A 16,240-nucleotide genomic window follows, 5' to 3' on the forward strand; every position below is an offset into this window, starting at 1 on the left:
ACCTAGTCTTGAGTAGAATTGTTGGAGGCATCAATTTGAGCCTGAAGCTGATGGATTTTTGCTTCAACCCGATCTAAATTTTGATTCAGGATACGGGTGTCCTGATTCAGGTTATCCATTTGCCAGCGGGGGGCAAACAGACCGCTGTCTTCTTTTAAGGCATCTTCGGCAAAAAATAATTGACTTTGCAGGGTGCGTTTTAGCTGCTTGGGCAGCAGTTGCAATTTACCAATTTCATGTGCCAGTGTCGGGCTAACCCAAGGGCTTAAGTGCGCCGCCAGATCCAGTTCCGCCTGTTGCATGATGCGCTGGATTTCCTGCAATAACTTGTAGTCGCCTTGTAGGGGGATATTACCGACTTCATCGGAAAGCAGCAGCTTGAGTAATTCCACCACATTGCTGACCTGCAAGGTTGCGTTCGCTTCGGTGACTGTCAAGGAACTTGCGTCAAATGGACGTTGTTCAAAGACTGAAGGTGTTTCGGTATGACCGGTTGCCGTTGGTTCCAGACGAACTTTACCTTCATCAAAAAACACATCAACCGAAAGCTGCGGCGAGGCGATTACCACCCGCAGCATTTTACCGGACAGGGCATTCAGCTGGATGCGGGTAATGGCATCCAGATCAATCACATGATGAATCACGCGTTCAATAGCACCGAGTGCCAGAATTGACCACATAGGCAAGGAACCTTAAAGTTTGAAACCGCGGTGAACTGCAACAATCCCGCCAGTCAGGTTGTGATAGTCACAATTCTGGAAGCCGGCATTTTCCATCATGCCTTTCAGGGTGCGCTGGTCCGGATGCATACGAATCGATTCAGCCAGGTATTTATAGCTTTCTGCATCATTGGCAATGATTTTGCCCATGATTGGCAATGCCGTGAACGAATAAAGGTCATACAGCTTAGAGAATGGCTCAAACACTGGTTTAGAAAATTCTAGAACCAGTAAACGGCCACCTGGCTTAAGGACGCGGTACATTGCAGCAAGTGCAGCATCTTTATCGGTCACGTTACGCAGACCAAAAGAAATCGTTAAAAGATCGAAGCTGTTGTCTGCAAATGGTTCTAAGGTTTCGGCATTGGCCAGAACGAAATCGACATTGGTACAGCCCGCATCAATCAGACGGTCACGACCGACATTCAGCATCGATTCGTTAATATCAGACAGTACCACATGACCTGTCGGACCAACTTCACGGCTAAAGACTTTAGCCAAGTCGCCAGTACCACCCGCGATATCCAGCACATGCTGGCCACGGCGTACACCTGACATATTGATTGCAAAACGCTTCCACAGGCGATGAATACCAAAAGACATCAAGTCATTCATGATGTCGTATTTGCTCGCTACAGAGTGGAACACTTCTGCGACTTTCTGGGCTTTTTCTTCGCTGTTTACAGTTTGATAGCCGAAGTGCGTGGTTGAGCCGACGTTACCCGTATTGGCACCGCGTGGCAGATTATATTTGGGCACAGTACCCGTCACAGGCGTGTCAGTCAGACGTTGTTCTAAAGATTGTTGCTGACCTTGCGGGGTGCCTTGTGGAAGGGGTTCAGTTAAGAATGGGCTCACTTTGTCTGTCTGTTGTGCCGACTCGGGGGTAGGGGTAGGCGTTGTATTTTCATTCGACATTGGAGTCACTCCTAACATATCAATCGGGTTAATCTTGCATTGTCTGCATCATGACAGATTCTAAAGGCTTATTCAGCAATCATGATGCAATTGTTATGAATAATATACAGAAAAATTCACGCTTGGCAGAAATACTCATCGGGTATTTACTGAAATGGTAGCGGATCGCCAGAATGTACTTTCTCGATAATCTGGCGTTCGGTGGCAGTGAACGTGCGTACAAATTTTTCTGCCGATTTGAGTGGCTTCATGGCCAGAAAACCATCCTGCATAAATTCATACATTACCTGAAAGTTATATTTATTCGCCGCGCCCTTACACATTTTAAAGGCGGTATAGACCACAAATGAACGCATGTATTTATCCAGACTCATACCGAGCTGATCCAGCAGAGCCAACTGTTTCAGGCGTGCTTCACCCTGATCCAGCTTCAAATAGGTCAGGCGCATCATCTCGTCAGTTAGCGGTTCATGTGGATGATAATCCTGTAATAACTGAATCGCGACCTGTTCATCCAGTTGTACCGCCAGAATAGCCAGCTCTACGCCTGAGGTGCCGGTTTTAATGGCATTTTCCGGAATAACTTTTTCTGCTTTATGCGCATATTTCATCAGCCGGGCAATCTGTTCTGCCAGCGCATCAAAGTCAGCACCGCCGTAGAGACGGTTCAGGAAATATTCGGACATCAACAGGTTTTGTTTTTCAGCAAAATGGGCGCGATGGGTGCGCTGCATGCGGACTTTCTGCCAGGCCTGCACATCCTGTAAACGGCTTAAAATGTCAGGCCGGGTGTGATAAGCCAGTTGATAATAATGCGCTAACAGATCATCGAGTACGGCAAGTTTGGACATGAGGCTTCAATTATGATTGGAGGATGCAAGAATCTTAGAGGCTGCCGGACAATCCTGCTATGACAAATTGAACAGAGATCGGGCATTTGTATGTCAATCTGTTGTTTAAATGGCCAATTTAATCGTGTGAAAAACGTTGCCAGAGCTATTTTTGCGCTGAAACTCCTCGCTATACTGCAAACAGACTAAAAGATCAGGGTTGAAGATGCGTATGGAACAACCACAATTTCAGTTAATGGATGAAGATCAGCTGTCTGTCGAGCTGATTGATGCCCAATATAATTTAAAAAAGACCCGGGGCCAGAAAAATGCCAAAAGTCTGGTGATTCTGGTGAATGGCATTGAACTGGCCGGCAAGGGTGAAGCGGTTAAACAGTTACGTGAATGGGTCGATCCGCGCTATTTGCGTGTGAAAGCCGATAAGCCTCAGCTAGCCGGCCCGAAGCAGACCTTGTGGCAACCTTATGCACGTTTTATTCCTGCCGAAGGCCAGATCATGGTGCTGTTTGGTAACTGGTACAGTGATCTGCTTGGCAGTGCCATGCAAGCTGAAAGCCCGCTGAGTGATGCACAGTTTGATGAATATCTGCAAGAGATGCAGGCCTTTGAACAGGACCTGAAAAATAACCATGTCGATGTGATCAAGGTCTGGTTTGACCTGTCCTGGAAAGTCTTGCAAAAACGTCTGGATGCCATGGATCCGAGTGAAACTCACTGGCATCAACTGCATGGTCTGGACTGGCGCAATCGCAAAGAATATGACACCTTGCAGCGCCTGCGTCAGCGCTTTACCGAGGACTGGTTCATTATTGATGGCGAAGATGAGCAGCAGCGCGACCAGCAATTTGCCCAGTATATCCTGAGTGCCTTGAAACATTGTCCGGATCATCCCGCCAGAGCCAAGGGAAGATGGAAACAGGCCAAGATTCCCGAGCAGTTAAAACATCCTTCCAAGACTCAAGCCCAGCCAGAAGATTACAAACCGGAACTAAAAAAATTAACCGCGAAGGTCGCCAAAGCCATGCGTTCCGATTCGCGTAATGTGGTAATTCTGTTTGAGGGCATGGATGCTGCTGGCAAGGGCGGCGCGATCAAGCGGATTGTCAAAAAACTGGATCCACGTGAATATGAAATTCATACCATTGCCGCACCAGAAAAATATGAGCTGAGCCGTCCTTATTTATGGCGCTTCTGGACCAAGCTGCAAACCGATGATGATATCTGCATTTTTGACCGTTCCTGGTATGGTCGGGTATTGGTAGAACGGGTAGAAGGGTTTTCTAGTCCGGTAGAATGGCAGCGAGCTTATGCGGAAATTAACCGTTTTGAACAGAGCCTGGTCAAGCATCAAACGGTGATTGTGAAAATCTGGCTGGCCATTTCTAAAGAGGAACAGGCAGCACGGTTCAAGGCGCGTGAAGATACACCGCATAAGCGTTTTAAAATTACTGAAGAAGACTGGCGTAACCGGGAGCGCTGGGACGATTATCTGAAAGCGGCAGCCGATATGTTTGAACATACTTCGACTGAGGAAGCGCCTTGGCACATTATCGCGTCTGATGATAAACATACCGCACGGGTCGAAGTATTAAAGGCTATTTTAAAACAGCTTCAGGCAGAATAATCTGCCTGAAGTAAGAGTGTCTAGAGGGCTGCAAAAATTCAGCTCACCCGGATTTTAACCTTGCGCCACCTGTTTTTGCTGGATATTTTTAGCTGCACGGTAGCATTCCTCTACATGTGCTTCAGCAATCTTTTTCATGACAAAATAGCCCAGACTTGCCGCCACCAGTTGGCCGCCCAGCGGAATGAATTTTGTGACTTGCTTTGTGATCACTTTCGCTGCAACATTGTTCAAAGATTTTTTAACTGCCGTACGTGCGACCACCAGACCAGAAAATTCTACGCCGCGTTTACGCAGCTCCTGCCAGTGAATCTGACGGGTTTTCGGATCGTAGACACTGATCTGGTCAGGCGCCAGGCCGAAGCGGGCATTGATCTCGGGAATCAATTGCGACAAGATACCGATATCAATGACCACGTCCATAAACGGCACTGGAATAACCGCAGCACCGGCAGAATAATAGGCGCGTTTTTTGGTGAGTTCCAGGCACTCGGCGCGGATTTGTTCTAAATCTAGGCTCGGATCGAGACGTTCAGGAATTTTATCTAATTTCATGGGCACTACCTAAGCTCTATGTTGTTTTTTTCTATTCAAGCATCTTTAAGATGCTTTTTTCAAAGAAATTTTTCGACTGAAGTGTGGTTTTAAAGTGTCATAGAGCGCTCGGGATGTATAGTAAATAATCTTTATCGTTTTGTAGTAAAAACCATATTCAGCAGTTCAGGGGAAACAATGGCCATCCATGTTATTCAGAGTCAACGTATTGATGTGCTTTTGGATAGTATGCTGCGTATTGTCAACCAGACTGCCCGAAATCCATTTGAGGTGTTACAAACCCGGCACTTTATTGTGCCATCTCCGGCAGTAGAAACTTGGCTGACCCAGAAAATTGCCGAGAAAAAAGGCATTAGCGCCAATACCCAGTTTCATCACCGGATTCGCGCCTTTCAATGGACTTCTTATCAATGGGTATTGAATGCGCCTAAAGAAGTGGAGCAGGTCCGTGAAGCCAATATTCCGCGCATTATCATCAAATGGCGCGTGTTTCAGGCGCTGCGAAAATGCATTCTGCCTGAACAGATTCCTTTAGATGTCGATCATCCACTGTATTCCATTGTGAAGCGGATTTATGACAGTGCCGACCGGCTGGAACAGGGCACAGAAAAACAGCTGAAAAAACAGAGCATGCTATACTGGGTGGCGGAGCAGGTGTCGCGTTTGTTTAGCCATTATATGGATTATCGCGGTTATTGCGCGCGTAACTGTCCTCCAAACAACTGTGGTTGTCCGAGTAACTGGTTAGAGTCCTGGGGGCAGGATATTGCGCTCGATATCGAGCAAATGATCTATAGCCCCAAAGATGAAAATGGTCATGAGATGCAGGTGGCGGATTTTGTCAAGATTCAGGCGCGTGAACTGGAAGCCTGGCAACGCTGGTTGTGGCAGCATGTATTTCAGGATGATTATGCCAAAATCCTGGAGATTGAACGCCTGTATTGGGATCGGCTGGAAAATGCAGAAACCCGAGCCCAGGCTCTAAAACGATTGCCGGCGCAGATTGTGGTATTTAGCCTGCTAGAACTGCCACCGAGCCAGCTGGATTTTTTACGCCGTCTGGGCCAGTACATTGATATCTATATTTTCCACTTCAACCCCTCACAGGAATACTGGGCGGACAGTGTCGATCCCGACTGGAAAGCCAGATTTGATTTGCAGCGGGAAGAGCGCTTTATTCAGCGTTTTGAAAAAACCCGTCAACGTCAACCGAATGATGCGGAAATAAAAGATTTCAGGATCAAGCAGCTAAACTTTAATGCCGAAGACCGGGAATCGCGGCATCCGCTCCTGACCCGATTTGGCAAGCAGGCACGGGATCATTTCTCTTTACTCTCAAAACTGTCTTCGGGGGAAGAAGGTCTCTGGGCTGATGTCTTTGTCGATGAATATCAGGACAAACTGCTAGCCAAAATCCAGTCGGACATCCTGTATTTATTGGAACCTGAACAGCATCAATATGCTTTAAGCCCTGACGATGATTCGGTACAGATTCATGTCTGTCATTCTTCATTACGTCAGCTGGAAGTCCTCAAAGAACAGCTGATTAACTGGCTGGCTCAAGATACGAATGACGCGCCGCGTCAGCCGAGTGATATTCTGGTGTTGACGCCAAGTTTGAAAGAACTGGAACCGGCAATTCGTAGTGTCTTTGCGCCACCACCACGTGAGCGTGAGATCGGCAGCAAACGTCTGCAGAAAGATAACCTGTATTTACCGATCCAGATTGCCGGGGTGTCGCGTCTGGATGTCAGCAATGCCTGGCGCGCGGTACTGGGCCGGATTCAATGGGTACGGCGCCGTTTCAGTATTGAGGACTTTGCCGACTGGCTCAGCCTGAATGCCACCCAGCAGTATTATGCTCTGGACTATAGTCAGGTAGAACGGATGTTACTGTTGCTGACAGATGCCGGCTTCAAGCGTGGACTGGACCAGCAGCATTTACAGCAAAGCCTGAGCGCAGGCGATGAGGATTACCGTTTTAGCTTTAAATTCGCGCTGGACCGTCTGGCGTTGGGTCTGGCGATTCCTGAACATACCCTGTTTCAGGACACCTTGAGTTATGCTAAGGTTCTGACCAGTGATTTTCCCTTGATATCCACCCTGATCCGAATTTATCAGGATCTGGTAGAGCGCCGTGAATGGCTGACTTTGCATGAAACTGGACAACGCACGCCGGTAAAAACCTGGCTGGAATATCTGCGTGCTGATCTGAATGAATTTCGTGATGCCGGGGTAGAATCACTCAAAACTGTTGCCGAGATTATCGACAAGCAAATGCGGATGCTGACCTTGGCCGATTATCATGATCAGGATGATCCACATGCCAGTCAGGAGCTGGTGGCACTCAGTCTGCCTCTGCCTTATGTGCTGGAAGAAATTCAGAATACCCTGGAGATGCAGCTGGATCAGGCCGAACCGACTGGACAGATTACTTTTAGCCAGATTGGGCAGATCCGGCCATTGCCTTATAAACTGGTGGTGATGCTGAATCTGGATAGCGGTAAATTTCCGAGCCGCAATCAACAGGTTCCGTTTGACCTGATGCGCAGCCTGAAGCCGCAACTTGGTGACCGTTCCCGTCTGGATGACGAGCAGGGCGCTTTTCTGGATGCCTTGCTGCTGGCACAGGAAAATCTATGGCTGTTCTATAATGGCTTTGATCTGGAGGATGGTGAGGCTCGCGATCCATCCACTGCCTTGCAGGAACTGGTTCAGCATATCGCGCTGATCTGCCAGTCTGAACAGCCGGATGTCGAAGTCGATCCGATGGTGGATATTCATGGTCTATCGGTCGCTCAACATATCCAGCAGCTTTATCATGTACATCCCTTGCAGCCTTTTGATCCGGCCGGATTCGCAGATATGCAGACACCACGTTATCAGGATCAGTGGTTTGCAGTGGCAGAATATATCCGCAGCGCCGAAGGCAAACGCAGCAGCTGGATTAATGCACATTATCCGGCACTAGAACAAAAAGAAATCCGGGTACTCAAAGGTGATGAATGGATCCGCGATATGATTTTCCCGGCACGTCTATTCCTGAAAAGTGTCGGGGTTTCCACGATTCGCTATGCCGATTTGCCGAGCTCCCGGGAACCCTTATTATTGAACAAGCTGGAACAGTATCAGGTGCGGGATTTCCTGTTACAACAAGAGCAGGAGATTGAGCCAAACCTGATGCTAGACCGTTTGCCGGTGGGCAAAACCCAGCAAGCCACCTGGCTGGGCAGCCAGCAGGAACAGCAGTTATTGCAAGAACGTTTGCTACAGTTGGGCAAAGAACTGACGCCAGTCACCCAACAATCCCTGCAGTTCAGTCCTGAACTGATCATTCATATAAACGTGCCTCAGGTTCCACACAGCAGCTACTGGCTGAGTATGCAATCCTCTTCGGCCTCGGAAAAACGCCGTGCCCAGATCTGGCTGGAGTATCTGCTATGGCTGGCTTACTTGAATGACGATGCACGCTCACCAGAACTGGAGCGCATTGTCATTTTCAGTAATAAAACCCTGAAGTTTTCTGGCTTGAGTTCGAGCAAGGCACATGAGTATTTGCAGCTCTGGTTAAAGGCCTGGGAAATTGGTCAACAGCAGCCGCTGGTCTTGCCGGCGGAATTACTGATGAAAAAAGAGTGGCAGTGGGCCGAGAATGAACAGGGCAAGATGACCATTGTGGAAATGCCGGAATTGCTAAAGGCCTGGAACAACAGCTATGAGAGTGCCAAACCTTTGGCGTCGGATGAATCCAGTCTGCTGCATCAGGACTGGCAATTTATTTTGCAGGATCAGGATCCAGATATAGCCTTGCAAAATTGCTGCCATGATTTTGCTCATGGCCTGTATGCGCCGATTCATCAACATCTGGAGTGGGTGAAATAGCCGTATGACTTTATTAAAGCAGCAGATGCAAACAGCCATTTTCACCAATCCGATTCAAGACATGAAATTCCGTGGTCTGCACTGGATTGAAGCCTCGGCAGGAACCGGCAAGACCTACACCTTGTCCAGTCTGATGGTGCGGATTTTTCTGGACCAGTATTATCCGCATCAGGTGATTGCGACGACATTTACCCGTAAGGCCACGGCTGAACTGAAAAACCGGGTACGGCTTCGCGTCGAGGAAACGCTGGCTTATATCCAGCGTCATCAGCAGCTCAATTCAGTTGAAATCACAGCAAAAATCCAGAATGAAACCGATCCTTTATTTCAGCAGGTGCTGAAAGATTATGGTTCACGGCTGGATTATGCCCGTCGCCGTTTACGTCTGGTGCTGAACCAGCTGGATGAACTGTTTGTCGGCACCCTGGACAGCTTTAGCCAGAAACTGTTACGTGAATTTGCCTTTGAAAGTGGCAAGATTGAACGTGCAGAACTGACCGAAGATCAGGATCTGTATATCCAGCAGCTGATTCATGATGTGCTGCGTGACTGGATTCAGCAACAGCCGCAATATATGGTCAATCATCTGTATGTCCAGAATCTGCTGAAGCCGGTGGAGCATTATACCGGGCTGGTGCGTGATGCCCTGAATTTCAGCAAGCAGCATTTCCGCAAGATCGAACCGGCTGAATGTGACCTGAACAAATTGGAAGCCTGCATCAGTCAATTAGTGAGTATTCAGGAGCATGATCTTGCCGTCATGCGGCGTTATTGTCAGGAAAGTCCGAAGTATTTTCACAAGAGTTTTTTGACCAAGTTAACCGAAATTTGTGAAAACTTTATGACCTGGAGCGCAGCCCTGAAAAATCAGGGTGGCATGAGTTTCTTTGATGCTGAATTGCAGCCGATTTTACTGAATCTGTGCCATTTGCGCCGCAAGAAAACCGATTTCCAGCCGACCACTCAGGTCTTTAACAAAAGCTGTCCGGATGCAGAGCAGCAGCTGATTTTGCAACATAGTCTGATCGTGGCAATTGATGCGCTGTGTGAGGTCAAACAGTATCTGGATGAGCAGCTGCAACAGCTTACGACCTATCTGGAATTTCATATTATTCAAAGTGTGCAGACCCGTTTGCCACAAACCTTGCAGCAGCAGGGTGAAACCACTTTTTCCCAGCAAATTCGTACATTGGCGGAAGCATTGCAAGGCCAGCAGGGACAGCGTTTTTCCCAGTTTGTACAGGCACGTTATCCGCTGATTCTGGTCGATGAATTTCAGGACACCAATCAGGATCAGGATGATTTGCTGGCCAAGATCTGGCGTGATGCCAACCGGGTGCAGTCCGGCTGCATGATTATGGTCGGTGATCCGAAACAGGCAATTTACGGTTTCCGTGGCGGCGATATGCTCACCTATAACAAGGCACATGCCGATGTGCTGCATAAACAGGGCCGCGAATATACCCTGATGCAGAACCATCGGTCAGTCAAACCACTCGTAGAAGTGGTTGATGCGCTGTTCCAGCGGCAAATGGATTTTGGTGAACAGGTGCAGTACACCTTGATTCAGGCCGGTAGTCGCCCGCATCCAGATCTGGTCGATATGGGCAGGATCAACCCGCAGCCTTTACGATGGATTCAGCTAGGTGAATCGGACCTGGAGGCAGACCAGGTGGCCTGGAAAATCCGTGCATTGCTGAATCAGTCTGCCCAGCAGCAACTGTACTTTCAGCAGCAAGAGCATCAGCAAAGCCTGAGCGCAGATGATATCGCCGTACTGGGGTTTGGACATTTTGCTCTGGAACAGGTGAAGCAGCGTCTGCAACGTATGGGTATTCCCTGCTATAAAGAATCCAAACAGAGCGTGTTTGCCAGTCCCATCGCTCAGGATGTCGCGGCCGTATTGACGGCGATCATGGATCCTTTCAATGAGGCCAAGGTCAAGCGGGCTTTACTAACTCGTCTGCTGGGCTTCAATCTGAAAAAACTGATTGATTTGCAAGGCCAGAGTGAAGGCCTCAGTCGCTATATTGCGGATCTGGATATAATTCGGGAAATGTGGTTTGAGAAAGGCTTTTTGACCGCCTGGAATTATGCACTGAACCTGTTTCAGGTCTGGACCAATCTGGTGGCCAGTCAAAGTCTGGACAATGAGCGGGTGGTGGTCAATCTGCGCCATCTGACCGAGATGCTGAGCCAGCAGAGTGAATATTATCAGGGGGCGCAAAAACTCTATCACTGGTATTTGCGCCAGCTTCAGTCACCTTCAGGCAAGGACAGCGAAAAAGAACGCAAGCTGTCTGGGGATCATGGGGTGCAGCTGATGACCATTCATGCCTCCAAAGGGCTGGAATTTAAAGTGGTGTTTTTATTGGGAGCAGATGCTGCTTTTGATGTGAATAAAGGCAATCTGAATTTTTCCCTGTCTGCGCCTGAACAGGACAACATCCTGGAACAATCCCGGGTGATTGCAGTCAATCACAAGAATTTGCATGAGCAGGCGATTCTGCAAAATGCAGCGCGTAATGCTGCCGAAAACCACCGGCTCTGGTATGTGGCGCTGACCCGTGCCAGTCACCGAGTATATGCCATGCTGCAGGATCAAAACGCACAGTCCGATTCGGGGCTGGCCTTCTGGCGTGATCAGGGAGATCAACTGTTTCAACATGCTTTAAGTCTGGTCGAGCCGCCTCTGTCTCAGGAGCCACCGCGCCTGGTCGAGCAGTCGAACCATCATCAGGTCGACATGCGGGCGCAACCTTTGCCAGAGCGGCAGTTTTATCCGCGAACCAAAACCAGTTTTACGGCTTTGTCACAGCATCAGCTACATGGACATATCTTGCAGGACGATCTGGTCACGGCTTATGAACAGCCCGACAGTGCTGCCGATGAAATTCATTTTACCGGTCTGGAAGAACAGCCAGCAGCCGTGCCCTTAGACTGGATTAGGCTGAATTTTCCTAAAGGTACAGTGGCCGGAACTTTCTTGCACAGCATTTTTGAACATATCGATTTTCAGGACAGCAGTTACTGGAATCTGGAAATCCGGCGCCGTTTTAAAAATACCGCACCGCAAATCTGGCAGGAACTGAAAGAAAAATTTGAACAGGCTTTTCATATACGTAGTGTACTGGAACAGGCCTTTTCCCTGCATTATCAGGCCGCTGTGGTGAATCTGCGAACCCTGTTTCAGGCCACAGCTCAGGCAGATTTCAAAGCCGAGGAATTGCGTCATAGTATGCAGCGCGTATTGTCCAGCCTGAACTATAAGTTATTGACCGGAATTCGCCTGCATGACCAAAGCAAAGCTTATCGCCAGCAATGGCAGCAGCTGTTTCACTCGGCACAACAGCTCGATCGTTCGGGTCTGCTAGAATTTTTAGGTCAGTTTCAGGTGTATTTCGATGGGCTGGAGGATGACGCCTTTATCCAGTTTTTTGAACAGGAAGTGGCCCAGCTCACACGCTCTGCAAGCACTGAATCGCTGAATGTGGACAGTATTTTCCAGACTGCTTTTGATGGCTTGTTGGACGAGATTACAGAAGATATTTTGCTGAACCTGATGCATGACTGGGTACATGACATTCTGGCCACTCCGATTCAGGTAGATTTTGCTTTGGCGCAGCTGGAGGCTAAACAGTATCTGTCAGAATTTCCTTTTTATCTGTCCTTGACCGATGCCCCTTTGCAGATTTGGCAAATCCATCAGCTTTTTCTCGAACATGACATGGTCATGAGCGATTTTAATGAAGCCAAGTCGGCGCGATATCTGACCGGTTCCATCGATCTGGTGTATTTTGATGGCCAGCGTTACCATATTGCCGATTATAAAAGTAATTTTCTCGGCCCTGATCAGCAGCAATATAGCGCTGAGGCGATTCAGGAGAATATGAGCCAGTCCAGTTACTGGTTGCAGGCCGCTCTGTATCTGGTGGCGCTGCATCGTTATCTGAGTGCCAATATGCAGGGCTATTCGATTCAGCAGCATCTGGGCGGCGCAACCTATCTGTATTTGCGCGGGATGAATGGTCAGACGCAGCAAGGAGCCTATCATTGGCAACCGGACACTGAATTCATAGAAAAACTGGATCAAATCCTGGGCTATTTTGAGCAGAAAAAATCAGCATGATTTTGCAGTTTTATAAAATATATAGAAATTAAACAGAAAACTATCCTGTGGATAACTTTGAGGATAACTGTGTGGAAAATGAGCAGAATCACGTGTCGCAGCAAGACTCCAATTTAATGGCTTGGATTGACTATCTGTGTCGGCCTCCATTCAGTACAGCTGCATTTGATCCGGCAGCAAAATTATTAATCCAGCAATTGCTTGAAGCGATGCAGGCGGGGGATAGCTGTATCGAAGTTGATCCTCAGCAGGTTGCCTTATTACATAATCTGGTTCTAGACCGCCGTCAGCAGAGTGCAGGAATTGCACCATTTATTTGTGCAGATCAGCATTTATATTTGTACCGTTACTGGCAGCTGGAGCAGGCGGTAGCCTCACATATTGCTCGGATTAAAGCCCAACCGGTTACCGCTATTGATTTATCCGAACGTAATCGCAATTTATTGTCAGATCCACAGCAAAAATTGGCACTGGAAATGGTTGCGCGGCAGGCGCTGAATATTATTACCGGCGGTCCGGGTACCGGTAAAACCTATACCTTGGCGCATATGATTGCGGTCCTGCATGAAGCCTTGCCAAATATCCGGATTGCCATGGCAGCACCTACCGGAAAGGCCGCACAGCGCATGAAAGAAGCACTGCAAAAAGCCTTGCACAGTGAAGCTCTACAACAGTTTGAGCTAGAACCCTTAAAACAGTTACAACCGGTCACCCTACATCGCTTATTGGGTTTGGGTACTCGCGGACAGCCACGCTTTCATGCCAAACAACCTTTGCCCTATGATGTGATTGTGGTCGATGAAGCCTCGATGCTGGATTTGAATCTGTCACAGATGTTGCTGGCCGCCGTACCGTCTCATGCACGGCTGATTTTACTCGGTGATGCAGACCAGCTGGCTTCTGTGGATGTCGGAACGGTACTGGCAGATTTACAGCAAGTAGTGACTCTGGAGGATAACCGAGTCAATTTAATCACCACGCGACGTTTTGCGCCAGGGGCCAAGATTGGCGCAATAGCGGAGTTTATCCAGCAGAATCATGAGCCTTCTCACGTCTTGCAGAAATTTGAGCAGCAGATTGTGGCAGCCAGTGAGTTACAGGCGATCGATTTGGATCAGGTCGAAATCGACCAATTGCAGCTACAATATCTGCTCTCGGGCACCGAACAGACCGCGCATAGTTTGAATCAGTATTATGACCAGCTGATGTATGGTTATCAGGCTTATGTACAAGCCATAAAAACAGAACGAAACTCAGCTGATTTTGAACACTATGTGCAACAGGTGGTCAAAACTTTTGATGATTACCGTATTTTAACGGCAATCCGTTCTGGTGATCTGGGGCTGCTCAAGATCAATCTACAGATTGAACAACGTTTTTTAGCAGCCCAAGGTCAGTTGAAACAGGGCGACTGGTATGTCGGACGACCCGTCATGATGAGCTATAACGACTATCAGTTGGGCCTGTCCAATGGTGATATTGGTATCTGTTTTTTACGTGAGCAATCTGGTCAACGTCAGTTTGAAGTGTATTTCCCGAGTCTGGAAAAATGGGTATTAGCCACCCGTTTACCTAAAAGTATTGAAACCGCTTTTGCGCTGACCATTCATAAATCTCAAGGTTCAGAATTTTCCCATACGGCAGTGGTGCTGGATCAATATGCAAAAAATTTATTGAGCAAAGAGTTGATTTATACTGCAATTACTCGAGCCAAAAAAGTGGTCAGTTTATTGGTAGATTATGATGCTTTTACACAAGCACTTTGTGTTAAAACTACCCGGAAAAGTGGTTTGAGCCAAAAAATCATTGAACAATCTAGTAATTTAATTGGCAAAAATAATCAAATCTTGTAGGTAAAAGCTTACAAGGATTCAGGAAATTGACGCATAGAGCTTTTGCTCGGTTTTTGAGAAGATTGGTTCTACAAAATAACTCAACACGGAAAGTTGAGCATAATCGCATAATGATAATAATAATGTCGGTAGACAGCGAACTTACAGTGAAGTAAGTGAAAGAGGAAACTTACAGCCGCTAAGCCTTGTAGTTTTGGGAGAGACTACAAGGCTTTTTTATATCCTGATTTTTTTATAGGAAGCTTGCTGGATTTTTATCCTAATTTCTTAGTAAAAATTTTCAGCCCTAGCCAGTAAACTTAAGTAAATAGCGTTAAATAAAACGAGAGCTATGTAACATTATGCAAATTTTCACCCTGTGATGTACGAAATGGCTTACATCAAAATGAGGCAAATACCTCTAGTTGTCTGGTGGGAATATGGCAAAATCTACCACACAAGGAAGATGATTTTTCAACAGGATGTTTGAAAATAATAATAAGCGTAAAACGCCATAATAATACAATAAATAATAATGATAAGAGAAAGAACTACAGCGCCAAAAAGCCCGAGTTTACTCGGGCTTTTTTTTATCCATTTTCTATGGGGAGTAGCTGAAGATTCAAGCGAGCTAAAGGGTTTGCGGGCTTTTCAAAGGAGTTTCTATATTTAGGGTGTGTTGACACTTTTAGCTTAAAAAAATAGCGAAGTAGTAAAATCAAATCGCCAAACCCAATTTTACTATTCGCTATGCCTCGTACCATGCTGACAGATCAACACTGGCAAAAGTTGAAAGTTATTCTGCGTAATTTATCCATTCACCACAACTCAAATTTACGCAATTTTATTGAAGCTATTCTCTATAGAATTAGAACAGGCTGTCCGTGGCGAGATATTCCTTGTTGTTTTGGTCATTCAAACTCTATTTTTAAACGTTTTAATCGTTGGTCAAGCAGCGGTAAGTTACTTAGATTATTCAAATTACTAGCCTCATGCCCCGATATGGAGTGGATTTTTATTGATGGCTCTCATGTACGTGCTCATCAACATTCTGCCGGTATAGCGAATCAATCTATTTCTAAAAGTGTAGGAGGAAACTCCTCAAAAATACATTTGATTGTTGATGCACATGGCAATCCTATTGATTTCGTGATTACCGATGGAACCACACATGATGTTAAAGTTGCACCTGATTTAATATCAACATTAGATTTAAAAGAGACAAAAGTGGTATGTGCAGATAAAGGCTATGATTCAGAACCACTGCGTGAACAGATCAGGAAAACAGGGACTAAAGCGAATATACCAAAGAAAACAAATAGCCAATCGAACAATGACCATATGGACTGGTATTTATATAAAATCAGGCATTTAGTTGAAAATATGTTTTGTAGATTAAAGCAATTTAGAGGAATAGCTACTCGATATGACAAGCTCAAAAGAAATTATCAAAGTTCTGTTGCTTTAGCCTGTATATTTTTATGGCTACCTTTATAGGGTTAATTATGAACAGTAAATGTCAACAGACCCTAATTTATTCTGGATTTATTTCATTAAAATAATGCAAAACCTGAATCTTTAAGGAACAAGAGTCATCGGATCTGAGCTGTATCAATGAGCAACCAAAACCATGCAAAAATCTGGATCTATTTTTGCAATTTGATGCGTTTTCCCTTAAAATATGCAACTTGCTGTAGTGATGCACGGCAGTCAAGGTTTTGAATTCTCAT

9 protein-coding genes are annotated in these 16,240 nt (G+C 46.7%); 5 read left to right on the plus strand and 4 right to left on the minus strand.

Going from position 1 to position 16,240, the window contains the following annotated elements; genetic code table 11:
- Window positions 1-2: 2 nt before the first annotated feature.
- The 3 genes from HGD77_RS01860 to HGD77_RS01870 form a co-directional block, all read right to left on the minus strand.
- Window positions 3-680 carry an SCP2 domain-containing protein gene (locus HGD77_RS01860; protein WP_129716827.1) on the minus strand — a complete coding sequence of 226 codons (678 nt, stop codon included), beginning with the start codon at window positions 678-680 and terminating at the stop codon, window positions 3-5.
- A 12-nt stretch (window positions 681-692) separates the two neighbouring features.
- Window positions 693-1,637, minus strand: coding sequence for a bifunctional demethylmenaquinone methyltransferase/2-methoxy-6-polyprenyl-1,4-benzoquinol methylase UbiE (ubiE, locus tag HGD77_RS01865; protein WP_004647333.1), 945 nt, complete (start codon window positions 1,635-1,637; stop codon window positions 693-695).
- 146 nt (window positions 1,638-1,783) lie between these two features.
- A complete protein-coding gene (locus tag HGD77_RS01870) occupies window positions 1,784-2,488 on the minus strand; it encodes an FFLEELY motif protein (RefSeq protein ID WP_004647334.1) in 705 nt (234 codons plus the stop codon).
- A 205-nt stretch (window positions 2,489-2,693) separates the two neighbouring features.
- Here HGD77_RS01870 and HGD77_RS01875 point away from each other — a divergent pair, with 205 nt between their 5' ends.
- A complete protein-coding gene (locus HGD77_RS01875) occupies window positions 2,694-4,112 on the plus strand; it encodes a hypothetical protein (protein ID WP_004729341.1) in 1,419 nt (472 codons plus the stop codon).
- Between the two features lie 54 nt (window positions 4,113-4,166).
- Here the strand turns inward: HGD77_RS01875 and HGD77_RS01880 are convergent, their stop codons facing one another.
- The gene (locus HGD77_RS01880) at window positions 4,167-4,667 is read right to left on the minus strand and encodes a hypothetical protein (protein WP_004729343.1); all 501 of its coding nucleotides are present in this window, start codon (window positions 4,665-4,667) and stop codon (window positions 4,167-4,169) included.
- Between the two features lie 177 nt (window positions 4,668-4,844).
- Between HGD77_RS01880 and HGD77_RS01885 the strand changes: the two genes are divergently transcribed.
- The 4 genes from HGD77_RS01885 (at window position 4,845) to HGD77_RS01900 (ending at window position 16,007) form a co-directional block, all read left to right on the plus strand.
- Window positions 4,845-8,549 carry an exodeoxyribonuclease V subunit gamma gene (locus HGD77_RS01885; RefSeq protein WP_168730655.1) on the plus strand — a complete coding sequence of 1,235 codons (3,705 nt, stop codon included), beginning with the start codon at window positions 4,845-4,847 and terminating at the stop codon, window positions 8,547-8,549.
- A gap of 4 nt (window positions 8,550-8,553) precedes the next feature.
- Entirely contained in the window at window positions 8,554-12,678 is a 4,125-nt protein-coding gene (locus tag HGD77_RS01890; protein ID WP_004729349.1) for a UvrD-helicase domain-containing protein, read from the plus strand.
- Between the two features lie 71 nt (window positions 12,679-12,749).
- Window positions 12,750-14,531, plus strand: coding sequence for an exodeoxyribonuclease V subunit alpha (gene recD, locus HGD77_RS01895; RefSeq protein ID WP_004729350.1), 1,782 nt, complete (start codon window positions 12,750-12,752; stop codon window positions 14,529-14,531).
- 729 nt (window positions 14,532-15,260) lie between these two features.
- A complete protein-coding gene (locus HGD77_RS01900) occupies window positions 15,261-16,007 on the plus strand; it encodes an IS5-like element ISAba31 family transposase (protein ID WP_155861695.1) in 747 nt (248 codons plus the stop codon).
- Window positions 16,008-16,240: the final 233 nt, after the last annotated feature.

This window comes from Acinetobacter sp. NEB149, from assembly GCF_012516415.1.
Taxonomy (GTDB): domain Bacteria; phylum Pseudomonadota; class Gammaproteobacteria; order Pseudomonadales; family Moraxellaceae; genus Acinetobacter; species Acinetobacter lwoffii_V.